The sequence below is a fragment of the Metabacillus arenae genome (assembly GCF_014773385.1).
Classification (GTDB): Bacteria; Bacillota; Bacilli; order Bacillales; family Bacillaceae; genus Metabacillus_D; species Metabacillus_D arenae.
Window position 1 is genome coordinate 193,345 of sequence record NZ_JACXAI010000007.1, and the last position, 18,249, is coordinate 211,593.

The following is an 18,249-nucleotide window of genomic DNA, read 5'->3' on the forward strand; positions in this document are numbered from 1 at the left end:
AATCGTAAACATTACGATTTGTAAAAGGAGGATATTTTCATGAATCATAAAATCCCCGTTACAGTATTAAGCGGATATTTAGGGGCTGGAAAAACAACATTATTAAAATACATTTTGCAAGAGGAGCATGATTTGAAAATCGCGGTTATCGTAAACGATATGAGTGAAATCAATATTGATGGAAGCTTAATTAAATCTTCGTTTTCCAGAACAGAAGAAAAGCTCGTAGAAATGCAAAATGGCTGCATTTGCTGCACATTAAGAGAGGATCTCATGCTTGAGGTTGAAAAATTAGTAAGCCGGGGTAATATCGATTACATAATTATAGAGTCATCGGGAATAAGTGAACCGATTCCTGTTGCCCAAACCTTTACTTATGTTGATGAAGTGCTTGGAATCGATTTAACAAAACATTGCCAGCTCGATACCATGGTGACAGTAGTGGATGGAAATCGCTTTTGGGATGATTTCGCATCAGGTGAAAGTCTGTTTGACAGACAGCAAGGGATTGATGAAACAGATAAACGGGAAATCGTGGATCTTCTAATTGACCAGATTGAATTTGCTGACATCATTCTTTTAAATAAAGCAGACCTTTTATCAACAGAGGATTTGGATGAACTGTATCATATGTTAAAGAAACTAAATTCTGAAGCTAAAGTCATCCCTGCTTCTTTTTGTAAGGTTCGTTTGAATGAAATTTTGAATACAGGACGTTTTGATTTTGATAAAGCAAGTCAAGGAGCAGGCTGGATTAAAGAATTAAATGAAGAACATACTCCTGAAACAGAAGAATACGGGATTTCATCATTCGTTTACCGCAGAAGAAGACCATTTCATCCAGAACGGTTAATGGAATGGCTTGAGAATTGGCCGGTTGATATAGTTCGAGCAAAGGGATTTTTCTGGCTTGCTAGCCGCCACAATATGGCAGGACTGCTCTCACAAGCAGGGACTTCCATTATGCTTCAAGCAGCAGGCGAATGGGTTGCAGCACTTCCATCAATAGAAAAAAATGCTGTACTCAAGGAAGAGCCAGAACTATTAGAAAAGTGGGATAAGGTGTATGGCGACCGGCAAATTGAACTAGTTTTTATTGGAATTGAAATGAATCAAGAAGTAATTGAGAGGACCCTTGATACTTGCTTATTATCCGATAAAGAAATGAAAGAAAACTGGAAACAATTCAATGATCCACTTCCTTCTTTTGGAGTTTGACTCAATCATTAGTAAACTGCGGAATTTTCAGAAAGTATAAATCTTTTATATTGGTATTTTCAGATCGTAATAATTACGATATAATGTGTAGGAACTATACTAAATCGAAACAATTATGATTTGTTTATGCCATCAAAGTGAGAAATTCAAAAGCAGATATATATATAATGTCCCCAACTATAAAAGGTGGTTTTATGAAGAGAGAGGAGATTTCCATGAAAAAAGCATTCTTAATTACATTTCTTTTAATAATTGGATCTGTTCTCGCTGGATGTAACAGTGAGCCAAGTCAAACAGATACCAAACAAAGCTCTGATTCGCAATCCAGTGAAAAGCTTAAAATATATACAACGATCTTTCCTATCCAGGACTTTACAAAGAAAATTGGCGGTGAACATGTTGAGGTAGAGAGTATTTATCCGCCAAATGCTGATGCTCATACGTTTGATCCTTCAACAAAAGATATGGTTAAACTAGCAGAAAGTGATGCCTTTATTTATTCTGGTGTTGGTCTTGAAGGCTTTGCTGACAAAGCTTCCGAAACATTAAAAGGGGAAGACGTATCAATTGTCAAAGCCGGGGAAGGCGTAGAGTTATCTGAAGCAACCCATGATCATGCTCAAGAAGGGGAGGCTCACGCTGACGACCATGCCCACGAAGAAGGGGAGGCTCACGAAGAAGGGGATACTCACGCTGATGACCATACTCATGAAGAAGGTGATGCTCACGCTTATGACCATGCCCATAAGGAAGGTAATGCTCACGCTGATGACCATGCCCATAATCATGGTGATAAAGATCCGCATATTTGGCTGGATCCAATGCTTTCGATTGAAATCGCTGAAAATATAAAAGAAGCTTTAATCGAGCTGAAACCAGAGGCAAAAGAGGACTTTGAGAAAAGCTTCACCCAATTAAAAAAAGAGCTTGAGACACTTGATGCAGAATATCATAAAGTGATCGAGGAGTCTCCCAAAAAAGAAATTTTAGTCTCTCACGCTGCCTACGGATATTGGGAAGAAAGCTATGGTCTTGAACAAATTAGTGTTCTGGGGCTTTCTCCAACCCAGGAGCCTTCACAAAAACAGCTGCAAAAGATAATCGAAACAGCTAAAGAACATGACATTAAGTATGTCATCTTTGAAAGCAATGTAAGCAGCAAGATCTCAGATATTGTCCGAAATGAAATTGGAGCTGAGGATCTTACTTTATCTAATCTTGAATCAATATCAGAAGATGATTTAAAGAATAAAGAGGATTACTTCAGCTTAATGAATAAAAATCTTGAAACATTAAAAAAGGCATTATCTAAATAAAAATCGTTGAAGAATTGATCTTTTTATGAGGTCAATTCTTTTTTTAAATGATTTTGTTTTTGAAATAAAATGGAGGCTTAGTGTATTTGGCATTTAAAAATTGCTGTTTATGGCTGTATGTTTTTTGAATAGAAAAAGCCGAAAACACGCAAGAAATGAATAAAAAACTTGCATATTTCGACTTTTGATTATTTTGGATATTAAACAAAAGGGCCCGTTTCTTAAATATCTGTTAACAACTATTTATAGATGAACTACATTGATTATAAATCGCTCTTCTTTGAATGGCAGCATGAATCCGATTCAAAAGAGTGTTCATATTCGTCATGACGGCTGAGCCATGTCTTGCCGTTGCCATCACTGCGTCCAGGTGGCTGTTCCCAGTCCTCCTGCCTGCCAAGAGCTGTTAAATCGAGATAGTTGAAGATACCAAGTAGTAGGTCAGTTCCACGGGAGTAAGTCGTATACGTGTGAAAAATTCTTTCGCCATCGCGAAGAAAGGTGCTCACGCCAGGCACTTCCATTGACTGTCCGGAATCAACAGGTACTCCCTTCTGAACAAGCTCGTCTTTGGTCAGGTAGTTGTATTCAATCGGAGCGATGGATTCGTCCAGCGTAACGTGAAAGTCATAGTTAAAGTCGCTATCGAAGGACGAGTACCAAGAAATGTTCCAACTCATGCGTTCCTTGTACCGTTGGAGCTTGGGAAACGGAGCACGGGAGATCAGAGCCAATGACGTGTTGCGTGCATGCAGGTGCGCAAGATGGCCGATATTGTCCGCAGCCAGCGAGCAAGCCGGGCAACCTGCTTCCCAATCAGGATCGAACATGAAGTGATGCACGATAAGTTGAGGACGTCCTTCAAACAGATCAAGCAAACTGGTCTTACCATGCGGACCATCTAAGACATAGTCCTTATCAATCTCTACCATTGGGAGTCGGCGACGGTCGGCATTCAGCGCATCCCGCGCCTTAGTGAATTCCTTTTCTTTAACTAGCAGTTCCTTACGAGCTACAAGCCATTCGTCAAGTGGCACGACATTTGGTAGTTGCAGATGATTTTGCGTTTCTTTCATATCATCTTCTCCCTTCTTTGTTTTCTTAAGCTTTTCACACATAATTGCTATGGACTTATTCTCGATTGCTAAAACAATTCCTTTATTTTTTTCATTATTCAATTAAATGGCCGATTTAAGAAAAGGGACATTGTCTTATTTCAATAAGTGAACCCCAATTGTTGAAAATTGTCCCGGAACACCAACACTGAAAGGATACTCAAGATAAGACTCGAGAAGATTTGTTTAAAGCAAGGCTCTGACAAACAAGGATTGGTGACTATTCTGCAATCGGGGGCTTTCCTGGAACAAGGGAAAGCGCTCATTCTTTATGACGGTAAACCTTTTTTTGTTTCCGATAAAATATATAACACCCGATTCCATTCACAATGATTAATCCAAATATAGTAGTCCCTATAGGAGCCAAACCATTTTCACCTGTAAACATCAAGCCAAACACAATTTTTCCAATCAACGTGACATTTACAATGACTAAGCCCATTTTTAATGAGTGTTTCCAAAATGCAATACAGGCAAGTACGACAAAAATAACACCAATGAATATCGTTATGACAGCTGAAAGAGGGTTACTTAATAACATTTTTTCATAATCCAATACAACCTGCATTTGGGGGTCAATCGTTTCCGGCGCTGGAAACCAAACCATACTACTTGTCATTAAAAGAAAAGTAATGATTATACCTTTCCAACTACGTCGATAAGCAAAATAACAAATAATGATTAAAAAAATGGGACGGATGTACCAACTTAGCGGGTTTAAATGACGAGCAAATGCCCAGTCTAGGATGTCATGAAATCCCAATTACATCACTCCTTTAGTGATTTTGGTGTCACTAAATAGCTAGATACAGCATCAAACATCATGTTTTCTACTTTGGAATATAAATCTGTTCCAATGTCTTTCTTATGCCAACTAATAGTCATGGCAGCACGCATAAATCCCATGATGACTGATGAATCTTCTTCAATTAGCTCCCCTGCTTCTTTTTGTTGATCGATAAATCGGAGTAATGGAAGCACATTCCGTTCTGTTTTTTTCTGTAAAAATTCGGGAGTTACTTTGCGTGCAACAATCTGTAGCTCTTCTGGATGTGTCTGTAATCGTTTCATTAAAGGATTACTATCTAGTTCGTGAACCATTTCATGAAGATAGGCTTTAATTTTCTCTTGAATACTGGTTTTCTGATTTACGACTCCCCATACACTTTCCTCAATACCAGGTCCTTCTTGATCCAACAGTTCTAAATAGAGGGCCTCTTTGGATTCATAAAATACATAAAAGCTACTCTTGGCAATTCCTACAGTAGAAGTTAGTTCCTCTAACGAAGTCTTTTTTATCCCTTTGGAAGAAAACAATTGCTTAGCGACAATAAGTAATTGTTCATTAATTTTTTCTTTCTCTGCTTGGCTAAATTGTGGCATCTATTATACTAACTCCTTTCTAAATATAAGACACAAAACATAAAAACAAATAAATGATTCGTTTTTATGTTTTTATAATAACTGTGATGGAACATTATGTCAATCTTTTGCTTTTTTTTCAATCTTCTGCAATCGGGCGCATTTCAGAAGTAAGAAATGTGCTCTTTCTTTGTGAATAGGGCCAGATTGCTTAATAACTGAATCAATCTATTTTAGGTATGATAAATGAATTTTACTTTTATATTGCCGATTGGCAATATAACTATGTGGTTATAACTTAATTATAGAAATGTGATAAATATGGATGAGGAAAAATACACCACAACTATAGCTGAGGAAAACCGTAGAAAATTTATAGACCTTCTTAGAACAAGACCAAGGTCTGTAGGAGAATTAGTTGTTTGTACACTGCTAAGCCAGAAAGGGGTTTCTAAACATCTTCGAAAATTAAGGGATGCAGGGCTAGTGATCATCAATAAGGATTACTTAGACATACATGCCATCCGGATAAATCAACTAGGGTTTTGCTTACGGCTCTAACAAGCTTCATCATAAAAATGTAGTGTGGCTCAGCCTGGCTGGTGCTTCAATTGAACATTTACAGAAAAGACAATATGTTAAGATGATCACTCATTACCTCAATGTTGGTTTGGCTGAGTATGCAGGAATACCAAATTCGAAAGTTGAAATATTATATAAACCTTGAATTCAAAGCCTGAACTTATTGAAAAATTGCTAAATCAAGCTTATGACCTTGGGTTAAATTATGCCAAAAATTAAATTTTGAAATCAAACAAACAAAAGGTAAACAGCTCTTTTAATTAACTGAAACTTTCTGGAATGATTTGAATAAGCCGCATTTCCAGCATAAAAATGCGGCTTTTGGAAACTCCACTACTTTTTAAATCCAACTAATTTTATTTATATTAATTGGATAGCAGCAGACTCATGCAGCTCTGTTACGTTAAGGGAGTCCCCTATAAGGATCAAGAGTGTATCTGCCTTTTCTGTTTCATGCCATCTAGCTTTATTTGCAGCAAATTGAACATCATAATATTTATTTTCATCCTCAATAAAGACAATCCCTTTTGCGCGTAATAAAGAATGACGTTTAAGCCATTGTTCCAAGCTTTTTCGGGATTTAAGTGTTACTTCGGTTATTTTCAGAGCATGAATATGATGATGGTGGTGGTGAACATGATCTTTTTCATGAACTTCAGCTGATGAGAAGCTTACCGTTTGATGTCGTTCCTTTGTTAAAATGTCCATGGAAACTTTTCCAAAAGTCGTTGGAATGATAGCAACCTCTTCCCCAACAATTTTTTCTAGTTTAGAAAAAACTTTTTGATTTTCCCTTTCAGACACAAGGTCCTTTTTGTTAACTAGCAAAAGAGTCGATGAACTAATTTGTTCTCGCAGCAATTCCCGAATCTCCTTGGAACTAGAAAAAACGCTCTGATATTCCAGGTAATGGCTAGCATCGACTACGCCAATCATCGAGCACAGCTGAAATTGATCAATAAAATCTGCAGATAAAAGGGTTGATTTAATCTCAATCGGATTAGCAACTCCGGTTCCTTCTATTAATAATACATCAGTTGGATTTTTTTCTTGCTCAGTAATAAATTGCTGCAGCGCCGTTTTTAAATCTTCTTGAATAGAACAACAAATACAGCCATTTAAAAGCTCATAAATCGTCTCTTCCTTAAACAAATGCTTTTCAACATTTTCGTCTCCTAATTCATTTAGAATGATCCCCACTTTTTTACCCTGTTCTTTCCATTCTTTTATCATATGTAGGAGGACTGTTGTCTTTCCGCTTCCTAAAAAACCGCTGATCACATACACAGGAATCATGCTTTGGGCTCCTCTCTTCCCTTACTAATAAAGTTAATTACCACAAAACCTAAGGGTGCACTCGGTTCAGTTGCTCGGATAATTGCAATATTAGCATCGTTACCCCGATATTTGCACCGTTATCAAAATATTTGTACCGTTACCTCGATATTTGCACGCTACTCAGAAAGTAATTGGGATTTACTGATTGCATTTAATTGAAAAAAGAAGAAAAGCAAGCTTGGGTGGCTTGCTACTTGTTGTCTGATTTCTTCATATTATATTTTTTCATGAATCGTTCAGCACGTCCACCGCGATCACCGAATTTTTGTCTGCCTGTGTAAAAAGGGTGTGTGTCCGAAGTTACTTCCACTTTAATTAATGGATATGACTGTCCATCTTCCCATTCAATTGTTTCTGTGGAAGACATTGTTGATCCACTCATGAATTTAAATCCGCTGTTTGAATCCATAAATACAACTTTTCGATATTCTGGGTGGATATTTTGTTTCACTTTCTACCACTCCTTAAACGTAATACTTACGATTTATATATTACAAGTCCGCATCTTCTTTGTCAAACAACAATGCCCACTTAAGAATAATAACTTGAAAAAAGTGGACAATAAGGGGAGATTTAGGAAATGCTTTGAAAGAAAGGCGGACATGTCATGGACGATTTAGTCATTGCGAGATCACTTTTCGGAACAACTATGGGCTTCCATATTATCTTTGCAAGCTTGGGAGTAGGTCTTCCCCTGATGATCTTATTTTCCGAAATTCTGTTTCAAAAAACAAAAGATCATGATTATGCCGTCATGGCAAGAAGGTGGACAAAAGGCCAGGCAGTTTTATTAGGTGTAGCTATTCCAACTGGAACGATTGCAGGAGTTCAGCTTGCCCTATTGTGGCCAGGGTTTATGGAGGTTATAGGAAAGGTCATGGCCCTCCCTTTTCAGATTGAGATCTATGCATTCTTTGTAGAAGCCCTTTTTATGTCTATATATGTATACGCCGCAGATCGAATTTCTCCTAAAATGAGAATCGTTAGTGTGAGCTTGGTTTTACTAGGTGCCACAGCTTCAGCTGTTTTAATTACAAATGTTCATGCATTTGAAGGGACCCCGGCTGGATTTCAGATTGCAAACGGCGAAATTATCGATGTAGACCCTTGGGCCGCTTTTTTTAATGCGAGCTTTCTGACAACGGCAGGTCATGTTGTGGTTTCAGCCTATATGACAGGGGCTTTTATGATCGCCTCGATTGCTGCTTATAAAATGCTGCGAAATCACAAAAATGAACGTTTATATACCTTTCACAGAAAAGCATTAATGCTTGGTCTTGTCATCGGAGGAATTTTTTCCTTTCTAACGGCATTAAATGGACATGAATCTGCCCAGTTATTGCATGAGTATCAACCTGAGAAGCTAGCTGCAGCAGAAGGGCTGTTTGAAACAACCGACTATGCACCACTTACTGTTGGAGGTTGGACAGATAGAGAATCTCAATCAGTTAAATTCGGTATTGAAATTCCATGGGCTCTAAGTTTTCTCGCGGCTGATGCCTTTGATACAAAAGTCATTGGCTTAAATGAATTTCCAGAGGAATATTGGCCCCCATTGTTTGTACATACCCTGTTTAATGCGATGGTTGGGATTGGAAGTCTCCTAATTCTTTTTTCTATTACCGGATTTGTTTGGAAAAGAGTCTTAAAAAAAGACCATTTCCCTAAGTGGTTGTTATGGCCATTTACAATTGCTGGGCCGCTTTCTCTCATGGCAATTGAATTCGGCTGGATATTTGCTTGTACAGGCCGGCAGCCGTGGGTCATTTATCGAATTCTAAAAACGGAAGATGTTGTGACGACAACTGGACAAATTGGCTTGTTGTTTATTCTCTTTACACTCGTCTATCTCATTTTGGGTGCAGCTGTATTACTCGTTTTAAGGTACTACTTTAAACGTCATCCTGTTGAACATGAACTTGACACACCTTCAGATAAGGAAAAGGGTGTGACTGTCTAGAACGAAGGTTTTTTAGGCAGCGGTTGCCCTCTAATCAATCAAGAAATTTAAGCAATTGAGACTCCGCCATTTACCTTTATTTCTTTATTTCAAATCGATGATTACCATCATAACTAACCTATTGAAGACAGTTTAGCTCGTGGCCTAGTGATCAACGCGTTATACGCAGCACACTACTTTATTTGAAAAAGGAGATGTCCTGATGGAAATATCAACAGATGCTCTCATAGCTATTACAGTCCTATGGGGGTTTGTGTTTATTTATGCTGTTATGGCAACGATGGACTTTGGAGCTGGCTTTTGGTCGATGATTTATATTAACAAAGAAAAAACGAAAGCCACCAATATTGCTAATCGTTACCTTTCCCCAACATGGGAAGTAACGAATGTTTTTATTGTTGCTATTGTTGTTGCTTTATTCAGCTTTTTTCCGGGAGCTACCTTTATTCTAGGTACAGTTCTATTAATTCCCGGAAGCTTAATTCTGCTGCTTTTAGCGATCCGAAGCGGATTCCTTGTTTTTTCACATATTGCAAAGGATTATGAAAAAGCACTAACCTATATTTCGGGGATTTCAGGATTTATTATTCCGGCAATTCTTATATTGGTTTTACCAATTACTCATGTCGAAGGATTTATAGATGAGGTAAATGGGGTTTACCAATTGCAGCTTAACCGTGTATTTTCAAGCCTTCATACCTATGCTTTTATAGCGTTTGCCATCTCAAGCACCCTTTTTTTATCATCTTTGTTGTTGGCAGATTATTCCAATGTTGCTGACGAGCCTGAAGCCTATAAGGTTTACCGCCGTGATGCCCTGATTTTAGGCCCGCTTTCCTTCCTTTCAACCGTTTCGATCATGGTTACGATGAGAACGGAAGCAAACTGGATTTATGAAAATATGCTGAATTTCCTGCCAGTATTAATTGGCTCTGTTGCTATGTTTTTCGTTGCGGGTATTGCTCTGTTTTTACCAAATACCCGTCATAAAAAAACAAAAGGACAGCCGCGATTAGCTGTCATTGCTGTCACAATTCAGTATTTATTAGCAAGCTTTGCATATGGCAGTGGACATCTTCCTTATATGATTTTTCCTGACATAACAATTCAGTCGGGATTTACCCACCCTAATACATTTAGAGCCCTGTTTATTACTTATATTGTCGGTTTCTCCATTTTATTTCCTGGTTTTTATTATTTTTGGAAATTGTTTATGAAAGACAAAAGATATGTGAAGCAACATGAGTAAGTAATATGAATGTTTGTTAGTAGAATTGGGAAAACTGTGGTTGAACCTTATTGTAAAGGAGGTTATATGCGGTGGCAAAAGTTCTTTGTGAAGTAAATAACTGTCATTATTGGGACGAAGGAAATAAGTGTGGTGCAGATGCCATATATGTTGTTTCACACGCTGGAGATAAAGCATCCAGAAGTGAGGAAACAGATTGTAAAACGTTTAAGCCGGAAGATATGTAAGAATGGAGGACAGCAATTTATGCTGTCCTTGCCCATTTAGTAATGGCTAGGTCTCTAACTTTAATGAATCATGAAGGTCACTTCTAATTAAAAGCCCAATGTAATGTTTATAGCACTTTTATATTTTATACATATTGCAGAAGGAGTTGTTTTGATGAGCAAAGAAAGCCTAATTGAATCCTTTCGGATGGAAATGAAGGATGCTGACCAGCAAACCTATACTGCAAGTGTCGACAGCTTTACAAATCTTTGGGATTACCAATATGGTTACCTTGAGAACCTCCCAGCGGATATTGAAGACCACATAACAAATCGAGCATGGGAATTTGGAATGCTTGAATAACTAAAATCAGAATCGCCTTTCTAAGAGTTATGGCCAGAGATGGTATTTGAAGAATTTGGAGAAAAAGCCGATTTTATTTATCGACGTTAAGAAAAAACCTGGTCTCTTTTGATAAAAAGACCGGGTTAATTGTATTTAGAAGATTATAAGTAATCCGAAGTTACAATTTAATATTTGGTAGTATCCCTGAAAAAGAATTGCTAGACTTTTAAAAATAATTGCGAGGGTTTCCAAAATAATTGCTAGACCTTACGAAATAATTGAGAGGTTTTTTAAATTAATTGCACATAATTGTGAACAAACTGTAAAAAGAGCTGCAATGGGAGGGGTATTTCATCCTCCACTGATGATTAGCCCCCACCTCCTTATGAATTCCCCGAAAATTGAGCATATAGCAAACTCACTCTGCAGTTGCCAAATGTGGGTAACTGACAAGGCTCACAGCAAGGCGCTCTTTCTCCATTTCATTAGCAGTGCCTGGCACCTTTCACATAGCACCTTTCACAGGAGTCTTCTGTTTTGCTATCCATTTTGAAAGGAGGCCATGCCTTGGTGAGAACACAAATGTAATCAAGAACAGAATTCCTGTCATGGTGGCCATGGAACCTGCAATTGAAACATTCAGCCATGTTGCCGTATAGTAGCCGGCCACAGCTGATAAAGCTCCCATACCTGCACTAATGATTAACATCGTCAATAGTCTGTCTGTAAGGAGGTAAGCCGCCGCCGGGGGAACAATCAGCATCGCTACGACTAAAATAGCTCCGACACTATCAAAAGACGCAACCGTCGTAATCGAAAGCATTCCCATTTGTAAATAGTGAATGAACATAACAGGAATTCCTATCGCTAAAGCCATTTCTGGATCAAAGGAAGCAAGTTTAAATTCTTTGTAGAAAATCGTGAAAATTAACAGGTTGATAACAAGGACACTGCCCAGCATCCAAACCGCTTTTGGCCCAAGCTCATAACCGTTCCACGACAATGTATCCCATGGAATAAACGTTATTTCCCCCATTAGTGCATGGTCTACATCTAAATGGACATTTCCGCCGTACAGTGATAAAAGGATCACTCCTACTGCAAAAAGAAACGTAAAAACAACACCTATTGCGGCATCCCCCTGAACTCCTTTTCCATTTAACAATTGAACTAAAAATGCAGTTAAAAGACCAACTAAAGCTGCACCAATCAGCAAGTAAGGCCCATCAAGTGTTCTAGTCACCAAATACGCTCCAACTATTCCTAGTAAAACCGTATGACTGATTGCATCTGCGAGCATAGCCATTTTCCTTAGGATTAAAAAGCTGCCAATTAATGCACAGGATACCCCAACAAGCATTCCTGTCATGATGATCCATGCTTCATAGCTCATTTGCTCTCCATCCTTTCTGTCCTAGTGACTTCGTTTTTGGCAAAAGGGATGGCAGCCGATGATGAATCGACAGCAATTCAAACAAGCGGTTTTTCATTTCGCAAGGAATTTGGTTGACATCAAACCCATCATATTGATTTAATTGGAGGTTTGACATTTCCATTTCATGCATTAAATACATTTCATAAAGTCTTTGTTTCAGAGCTAGATCATATGTTTCTTCAAGACCTTTTTCAGTAAGCCTCCATGACATTCCGCCTGTTCGCTTCACCCATTTTTTCTTTTCAAACTCCATGATATATTTCGTGAACAGTTGATCAGAAATATTCCGCTTTTCCTTTAATTCAACACTAGATAAATCCGGCTCTGAATGCTCCCTTTCTGCCTCTTCAGTTAAGTCATATAAGGAAAGTAATAGTTGTTCCTTCGCTGTTTTTTCCTTTAATTTAACCATTCTAATAAATTGTGAGAGCAAGCCTCTTCTAGGGGCAATGATCAAGGAAATTAAAAAGATGCTTGTAGCTGCCACGATGATAAGCGGCCCTGTGGCCATTCCTTTTGTGGTTGTACTGAGCAAAGTCCCGATAATTCCTGAGATCCCTCCAATGACGCCCGAGAGTATTGTCATAACACTCAGCTTTTCGGTCCAGTACCTTGCTGCGATTGCAGGTGTAATTAACATGGCAGCCATTAAAATAACGCCTACTGTCTGCAATCCAATTACAACCGCACATACAATAAGGGTCATTAGGAGCCCGTTTAAGAAACTTGTTTTCAAACCAATCCCTTTTGCAAATTGAGAGTCAAAGGTTAATAGCTTAAACTCTTTAAAAAACAAGAAGGTGATAATCAGCAGAGTTAATGCGATAATGGTTATTAAACGAACATCCTGGCCGACCATTGATGCTGCCTGCCCAAATAAAAAGTCATCAAGACCGCTCTTATTCCCTGAGGCTGTTTGTTGAATATAGGTTAATAAAACAATTCCGAAACCAAAAAAGACCGAAAGCACCATTCCAAGAGCTGTATCTTCTTTTATCCTCGAATGGGAGACAATTGTTTGGATAAGCCAGGTAGCTGCAAGCCCAGCAATAGCAGCACCTATTAGAAATAAGAAAAGTGATTTTTGTCCATATAATATAAATGCAATACAAACACCAGGTAAAGCAGCATGGGCCATTGCATCACCTATTAAGCTTTGCTTTCTCAGTAATGCAAAGCTGCCCAACACACCGCTTGCGATTCCTAAAAAGAATGTTCCTGCTAAAACCCATTGGGTGTTGGAATTTTGCAACTGAATAAAAATTTGCTCAAGCATTCTGCTCCACTCCTATTGTTTCCCATCTACTGCGACTTGCTGATCAGTTAAAAATGTGAGGCGCCCGCCGTATGTTTTTTGTAAATTATCTACAGTAAATGTTGACTTTGTTGGACCAAAGGCTATTTTTCTCATGTTTAAAAGTAAAACCCAATCAAAATATTCCTCAACTGTTTGCAAATCATGATGAACAACGAGTACGGTTTTCCCTTTTGCTTTTAATTCATTCAATAAAGAGATGATAGCTTTTTCTGTAGCAGCATCGACACCCACAAAGGGTTCATCCATGAAATACACATCTGCATCTTGAGCAAGCGCCCTTGCCAGAAAGACACGTTGCTGCTGTCCTCCAGATAACTGGCTGATTTGGCGATTAGCAAACTCGAGCATTCCTACTTTGTCAAGGCAGGATTTAGCCAGCTCAACATCCCTTTTCTTAGGTCTTTTCAGCCAGCCGATATGGCCGTATCTCCCCATTAATACAACATCTAATGCATTTGTAGGGAAGTCCCAATCAACCGAGCCTCTTTGCGGAACATAGCCCACTCGCTTGCGCTGTTTTTTGTATTGATCGTCAAATACTTTAATTTCTCCTGAAGCTGTTGGTATCAATCCAAGAGCAGCTTTAATCAAAGTAGATTTTCCCGCTCCATTCGGGCCAATAATTCCAATCAGCTTTCCTTCTGGAGCTTGAAAGCTAACTTCCTGCAATACAGGCTTCTTATGATACGCCACAGTCAAATTTTTAATCGAAACTGGATTCATGAAAACACCTCTATTTTGTTATTAATAAGGCTTTGTTGTAAATGAAACAATGTTTATCATTTTGAATGTGCTCCCTGAGGTGAAAGGTCAGACGAGATTTTAGAGGCAATCGGTGATCCACTGACTGCTTTTATATAAAAGCCTATTTTAAAGAAGAAACAATGGTATCGATATTATGTTTAAACATCCCCAGGTATGTTCCTTCCTCAGTTCCTTCTTCCCCCATTGCATCTGAGTATAGTTCTCCGCCAATCTCCACCTCATGGCCCTTCTCTTTCGCTCCTTGAACTACTGCATTAATCGATTTCTCAGAAATACTGCTTTCAACAAAAACAGCTTTAATATCTCTTTCCACTAACACATCTACTAAATCTTGCACATCTTTTAATCCATACTCTGAGTCTGTGCTTAGCCCCTGAAGGCCCATAACCTCAAATCCATATTCCTTTCCAAAATAAGCAAATGCATCATGTGCAGTGACCAATACACGGCTCTTTTCTGGAATGCTGTCAATCTGTTCCTTTGCATAATTGTCCATCTCTTGTAATTTGGTTTTATATTCATCGGCATTAGCAGCAAACTCTTCTTTTAAATCAGGATTTAATTCTGCTAATTCCTTTTCAACTGCATCTACAGCATTTAGCCAGTTTGGTATGCTGAACCAAACATGAGGATCGTGTGCCGAGCTATTCGCTGCATCATTTAAAAGAACATCTTTTGGGATAGCATCAGCTACAGGTATAGTTGGTTTTTGCTTTTCAATCTTTTCAAAAATTTCGCCCATTTTCCCTTCAAGATGGAGACCATTGTAAAAAATAATATCGGCATCGGATAATTTTTTCATATCTCCTTGAGAAGCTTGATATAAGTGAGGGTCAACTCCAGGACCCATTAGAGAAGTAACTTCTACATGTTCACCGCCGATATTTTGGACAGCATCAGCTATTTGTGCGATCGTTGTTGTAACTTTAATTTTTCCATTTTCACCTGTTGTTTGTTTTCCGCAAGCTGACATTGCTGCAACTAATAGGATTGATATAAACATCGCAAACCACTTGTTCATTTTTTCCCTCCTGAATGTTTGTTGGACGAATTTTTTTTGACCTTATACAACTTTTAAGCTAAAAAAATTTAAGTCAAACTAAATTATGAAATTACCGCCCATTTTGTTAATATGTATTTGCCAAATACACGTTTTATTACTCGAACGAAAAATGTTTCCTATATACAACAATCTAATACAGCACAAATAAATTGTCAATAATACAAATTCGACATTTTTGCCAATAATCAACAAAAAAATGCCCTATCTAAAAGAGCATTCTACAGTCTACTTATTAAACTGATCAATTTTTGTTGTGAATTTTTTTATAGCCTGTTCATTTAGCCCGAAGCCAATACCCGGCATATCAATCGGAACTTTAATTTTTCCGTTCCGGACTTCAACCTCGGGTAGGATAATATCTTCCTCCCAATAACGGGTGGAAGCTGATAAATCTCCAGGAATCGAGAAATTTTCTAGACTTGCCAGAGCAATATTGTGAGCTCTGGAAACCCCGGATTCCAGCATTCCTCCAACCCAAACAGGAATTGCATGATCCATGCAATAGTCATGAATCTTTATCGACTCCGTCAAACCGCCAACTCTGCCTGGTTTAATATTGATCACTTTACAGCTTCCCAATTCAATCGCTTTTTTAGCATCTTCAAATGTAACAATACTTTCATCCAAGCATATGGGAGTTTCGATTTGGCTTTGCAGAAGCCGGTGATCGACGATATCGTCAGCTGCAAGCGGCTGTTCAATCATCAATAGATTGTACTGATCCAATTCTTTTAAGCGATTAATATCTGTAAGCTTGTATGAGGAATTCGCATCTGCCATAAGCGGAAGATTAGGAAAATGCTTTCGAATTTCACGTACAATCGAAAGATCTTGAGATGGTTTAATTTTAATTTTTATCCTCTTGTAACCATCCGCTAAATATGTTTCGATTTGATTCAGCATGGTTTTTTGATTAGAAATACCAACGACAACACCAGCATCAATTTCCTTCCTGCTCCCTCCCAGCTGGAGTGCTAATGAAGTCTCTTGCTTCTTTGCGTAAATATCCCAGATCGCTCCCTCAATTGCTGATTTTGCCATCTGATTGCGTTTCAGCCTTTTAAAAACCTTTTGAACTTCACTTGGATGTTCAAAAGAGTTTCCAAAGACTAAAGGAATTAGAAAATCCTTCAGCAAATGATAACAGGTTTGAATGGTTTCCTCTGTATACCAGGGAGATGAGAATGCGACGACCTCCCCATATCCAACCACACCGCGTTGATCCTCTGCCTCGACAATGATGCTTTCTCGATCTGTTACCGTTTCTAAACTTGATTCAAATGGTGTTTTTAATTTTAATGAAAGATGATGAAGCACCACTTTTTGAATACGAATCAATTCATTCACCTTCTGAAATCATTTCTTTCAATTTTCTTCTTACTAACTTATTTGACGCATTTCGAGGAAGAGCTTTAACAAATACGATTTTTCTTGGAATTTTGTATTTTGCTAAATGCTGCTCACAAAAATTCAGTAGTTCCTCTGCCTGCACAAAATTGTTCCGGACAATAAATCCGCAAGGCACCTGTCCCCATTTGGCATTTTGTATTCCGATAACTCCGGCTTCTTTTACAGATGGATGAGACAGTAGAATGTTTTCAATTTCAGCCGGATAGATGTTTTCTCCACCGGATATGATTAAATCAGAACGACGATCCAGCACATATAAAAATCCTTCTTCATCTATATAACCGAAGTCACCCGTATAAAACCACCCATCACGAATGCTCTTGGCGGTTTCGTCCTCACGTTTATAGTATCCGCGTGTTACATTGGGCCCTTTTACGACAATTTCACCTGGCTCATTCGGTGCACACATATTCCCGTCTTTGCGGATTTGAATTTGACATGGAAAAAGCGGCTTTCCTGCCGATCCCAGCTTTTTCAGACTGTCTTCTGGGGAAAGGGTAACGATTTGTGAGGATGTCTCGGTCATACCATAGGTTTGAAAGACTGGGATCTCTTTCTCCTTGCATTTTTCAAGCAGGCTGACAGGTGCAGGTCCCCCGCCAAGTAAAACACATCTTAAATAATTCGGATAATAAGATGGTCCAAGTTCATTCAAAAGCTTCGTTAACATCGCTGTCACCACAGAAATGATTGTGACTTTATCTTTGATAATCGAAAGATTTATTCTTTTTTCGTCAAACCCGGTATGGAGCACAACCGTTATGCCATATATGACACTGCGGTACAGAATGGATAAACCGCTTATATGAAAAAGCGGAACAGCCGCAAGCCAGCAGTCTTTTTCAGATAACCCAAGGTTCAAAGCAGACCCAACTGCACTCCACCAATGGTTCCCATAGGTTTGCTGGACAGCTTTCGGATTCCCTGTAGTTCCAGATGTATACATGATGGTTGCTACCCTGTCTAAAGGAAATTCCCTTTGTATATAAATATCAGCTGTCATTTTATCGCTATTATGTAATGGCTCAAGAGTTATGTAAGTGATGCTTGAACAGACTAACTCTTTAAATTCCTCATCCACTAGAACACATTTAGCTCCTGAATCTTCAACTTGCCACTGGATTTCTCTTTGTGTCAGCCGATGATTCAATAAAAGAGCCACTGCCCCTATACTATTAAGTGCATGGACAGCTGCCATCATTTCTACACTGTTTCTCATTAATACAGCAACGATATCCCTGTGCTTGATTCCTTCAGCTGACAGCCTCTGACAAAAAATCATGACCTTATCATGAATTTGTTTAAAAGTATAGTTCTCCTCTTTAAAACGAACCGCAATCCGGTCAGGAGTTAAATAAGTTCTCTGAACAAGCCAATTAGGCATACTTGTCTGGTTCTCTACCACGTTTGACACCTTCTCATTATAAAATAAAGCTGTTTTTCGATAAAAGACGATCACTTGGAAAGTTAAGTGATTAGAAGCATCAGTCGATTAGGTCTTTTAGAAAACAGCATAAAAATATACAAAAAGGATGACCCTCTGAGTGCATCACACTTTGGGAGTCA

18 protein-coding genes and 1 pseudogene are annotated in these 18,249 nt (G+C 38.5%); 8 read left to right on the forward strand and 11 right to left on the reverse strand.

Going from position 1 to position 18,249, the window contains the following annotated elements; all coding sequences use genetic code 11:
* Positions 1-39 precede the first annotated feature (39 nt).
* Positions 40-1,218, forward strand: a complete 1,179-nt coding sequence (locus tag IC621_RS08395; protein ID WP_191157673.1) for a GTP-binding protein — start codon at positions 40-42, stop codon at positions 1,216-1,218.
* Positions 1,219-1,433: 215 nt separating this feature from the next.
* Complete coding sequence (locus IC621_RS08400) at positions 1,434-2,534, forward strand: metal ABC transporter solute-binding protein, Zn/Mn family (protein ID WP_191157675.1); 1,101 nt, start codon at positions 1,434-1,436, stop codon at positions 2,532-2,534.
* 263 nt (positions 2,535-2,797) lie between these two features.
* Here the strand turns inward: IC621_RS08400 and IC621_RS08405 are convergent, their stop codons facing one another.
* The 3 genes from IC621_RS08405 to IC621_RS08415 form a co-directional block, all read right to left on the reverse strand.
* On the reverse strand, positions 2,798-3,610 hold the full coding sequence (locus IC621_RS08405) for a DUF899 domain-containing protein (protein WP_191157727.1): 813 nt from the start codon (positions 3,608-3,610) through the stop codon (positions 2,798-2,800).
* A gap of 301 nt (positions 3,611-3,911) precedes the next feature.
* Entirely contained in the window at positions 3,912-4,412 is a 501-nt protein-coding gene (locus IC621_RS08410; protein WP_191157677.1) for a hypothetical protein, read from the reverse strand.
* Positions 4,413-4,417: 5 nt separating this feature from the next.
* The gene (locus tag IC621_RS08415) at positions 4,418-5,032 is read right to left on the reverse strand and encodes a TetR/AcrR family transcriptional regulator (protein ID WP_191157679.1); all 615 of its coding nucleotides are present in this window, start codon (positions 5,030-5,032) and stop codon (positions 4,418-4,420) included.
* Positions 5,033-5,332: 300 nt separating this feature from the next.
* Between IC621_RS08415 and IC621_RS08420 the strand changes: the two genes are divergently transcribed.
* A complete protein-coding gene (locus IC621_RS08420) occupies positions 5,333-5,572 on the forward strand; it encodes an ArsR/SmtB family transcription factor (protein WP_191157681.1) in 240 nt (79 codons plus the stop codon).
* Positions 5,553-5,812 (forward strand): annotated as a pseudogene (locus IC621_RS26390) (NAD(P)H oxidoreductase); the annotation flags it as partial. The gene IC621_RS08420 and the pseudogene IC621_RS26390, both read left to right, overlap by 20 nt.
* A gap of 141 nt (positions 5,813-5,953) precedes the next feature.
* On the opposite strand, the gene IC621_RS08425 reads toward IC621_RS26390, so the two are convergent.
* Positions 5,954-6,889 carry a CobW family GTP-binding protein gene (locus tag IC621_RS08425; protein ID WP_191157682.1) on the reverse strand — a complete coding sequence of 312 codons (936 nt, stop codon included), beginning with the start codon at positions 6,887-6,889 and terminating at the stop codon, positions 5,954-5,956.
* Between the two features lie 232 nt (positions 6,890-7,121).
* Complete coding sequence (locus IC621_RS08430; protein ID WP_191157684.1) at positions 7,122-7,382, reverse strand: type B 50S ribosomal protein L31; 261 nt, start codon at positions 7,380-7,382, stop codon at positions 7,122-7,124.
* Between the two features lie 156 nt (positions 7,383-7,538).
* Between IC621_RS08430 and IC621_RS08435 the strand changes: the two genes are divergently transcribed.
* From IC621_RS08435 to IC621_RS08450, 4 genes are all read left to right on the forward strand, one after another.
* Positions 7,539-8,891, forward strand: a complete 1,353-nt coding sequence (locus IC621_RS08435) for a cytochrome ubiquinol oxidase subunit I (RefSeq protein WP_191157686.1) — start codon at positions 7,539-7,541, stop codon at positions 8,889-8,891.
* 202 nt (positions 8,892-9,093) lie between these two features.
* Positions 9,094-10,140 (forward strand): cytochrome d ubiquinol oxidase subunit II, encoded by a 1,047-nt coding sequence (locus IC621_RS08440; protein ID WP_191157688.1) that lies wholly within the window; start codon positions 9,094-9,096, stop codon positions 10,138-10,140.
* Positions 10,141-10,211: 71 nt separating this feature from the next.
* Entirely contained in the window at positions 10,212-10,367 is a 156-nt protein-coding gene (locus IC621_RS08445) for a DUF1540 domain-containing protein (RefSeq protein ID WP_191157690.1), read from the forward strand.
* 154 nt (positions 10,368-10,521) lie between these two features.
* The gene (locus IC621_RS08450) at positions 10,522-10,710 is read left to right on the forward strand and encodes a hypothetical protein (RefSeq protein WP_224752395.1); all 189 of its coding nucleotides are present in this window, start codon (positions 10,522-10,524) and stop codon (positions 10,708-10,710) included.
* A gap of 487 nt (positions 10,711-11,197) precedes the next feature.
* Here the strand turns inward: IC621_RS08450 and IC621_RS08455 are convergent, their stop codons facing one another.
* The 6 genes from IC621_RS08455 to IC621_RS08480 all read right to left on the reverse strand — a co-directional run bounded on the left by IC621_RS08455 (position 11,198) and on the right by IC621_RS08480 (position 18,067).
* Positions 11,198-12,085 (reverse strand): metal ABC transporter permease, encoded by an 888-nt coding sequence (locus tag IC621_RS08455; RefSeq protein ID WP_191157694.1) that lies wholly within the window; start codon positions 12,083-12,085, stop codon positions 11,198-11,200.
* The gene (locus IC621_RS08460) at positions 12,075-13,403 is read right to left on the reverse strand and encodes a metal ABC transporter permease (RefSeq protein WP_191157696.1); all 1,329 of its coding nucleotides are present in this window, start codon (positions 13,401-13,403) and stop codon (positions 12,075-12,077) included. Before IC621_RS08460 ends, IC621_RS08455 begins: the two co-directional genes overlap by 11 nt.
* A 12-nt stretch (positions 13,404-13,415) precedes the next feature.
* Positions 13,416-14,168, reverse strand: coding sequence for a metal ABC transporter ATP-binding protein (locus IC621_RS08465; RefSeq protein WP_191157698.1), 753 nt, complete (start codon positions 14,166-14,168; stop codon positions 13,416-13,418).
* 142 nt (positions 14,169-14,310) lie between these two features.
* Positions 14,311-15,231 (reverse strand): metal ABC transporter solute-binding protein, Zn/Mn family, encoded by a 921-nt coding sequence (locus IC621_RS08470; protein WP_318153017.1) that lies wholly within the window; start codon positions 15,229-15,231, stop codon positions 14,311-14,313.
* A 267-nt stretch (positions 15,232-15,498) separates the two neighbouring features.
* Positions 15,499-16,611: an o-succinylbenzoate synthase gene (gene menC, locus IC621_RS08475; RefSeq protein WP_191157700.1), complete on the reverse strand. Its 1,113-nt coding sequence runs from the start codon at positions 16,609-16,611 to the stop codon at positions 15,499-15,501.
* Between the two features lies 1 nt (position 16,612).
* The gene (locus IC621_RS08480) at positions 16,613-18,067 is read right to left on the reverse strand and encodes an o-succinylbenzoate--CoA ligase (protein ID WP_191157731.1); all 1,455 of its coding nucleotides are present in this window, start codon (positions 18,065-18,067) and stop codon (positions 16,613-16,615) included.
* Between the last annotated feature and the right edge of the window lie 182 nt (positions 18,068-18,249).

Excerpts from the sequence above, each read along its gene's own strand:
- IC621_RS08425 (WP_191157682.1), bottom strand. The coding sequence starts at position 6,889 with ATGATTCCTGTGTATGTGATCAGCGGTTTTTTAGGAAGCGGAAAGACA.
- IC621_RS08400 (WP_191157675.1), top strand. The coding sequence starts at position 1,434 with ATGAAAAAAGCATTCTTAATTACATTTCTTTTAATAATTGGATCTGTT.
- IC621_RS08465 (WP_191157698.1), bottom strand. The coding sequence starts at position 14,168 with ATGAATCCAGTTTCGATTAAAAATTTGACTGTGGCGTATCATAAGAAG.
- IC621_RS08440 (WP_191157688.1), top strand. The coding sequence starts at position 9,094 with ATGGAAATATCAACAGATGCTCTCATAGCTATTACAGTCCTATGGGGG.
- IC621_RS08395 (WP_191157673.1), top strand. The coding sequence starts at position 40 with ATGAATCATAAAATCCCCGTTACAGTATTAAGCGGATATTTAGGGGCT.
- IC621_RS08470 (WP_318153017.1), bottom strand. The coding sequence starts at position 15,231 with ATGAACAAGTGGTTTGCGATGTTTATATCAATCCTATTAGTTGCAGCA.
- IC621_RS08415 (WP_191157679.1), bottom strand. The coding sequence starts at position 5,032 with ATGCCACAATTTAGCCAAGCAGAGAAAGAAAAAATTAATGAACAATTA.
- IC621_RS08420 (WP_191157681.1), top strand. The coding sequence starts at position 5,333 with ATGGATGAGGAAAAATACACCACAACTATAGCTGAGGAAAACCGTAGA.
- IC621_RS08480 (WP_191157731.1), bottom strand. The coding sequence starts at position 18,067 with ATGCCTAATTGGCTTGTTCAGAGAACTTATTTAACTCCTGACCGGATT.
- IC621_RS08460 (WP_191157696.1), bottom strand. The coding sequence starts at position 13,403 with ATGCTTGAGCAAATTTTTATTCAGTTGCAAAATTCCAACACCCAATGG.
- IC621_RS08435 (WP_191157686.1), top strand. The coding sequence starts at position 7,539 with ATGGACGATTTAGTCATTGCGAGATCACTTTTCGGAACAACTATGGGC.
- IC621_RS08455 (WP_191157694.1), bottom strand. The coding sequence starts at position 12,085 with ATGAGCTATGAAGCATGGATCATCATGACAGGAATGCTTGTTGGGGTA.
- IC621_RS08450 (WP_224752395.1), top strand. The coding sequence starts at position 10,522 with ATGAGCAAAGAAAGCCTAATTGAATCCTTTCGGATGGAAATGAAGGAT.
- IC621_RS08405 (WP_191157727.1), bottom strand. The coding sequence starts at position 3,610 with ATGAAAGAAACGCAAAATCATCTGCAACTACCAAATGTCGTGCCACTT.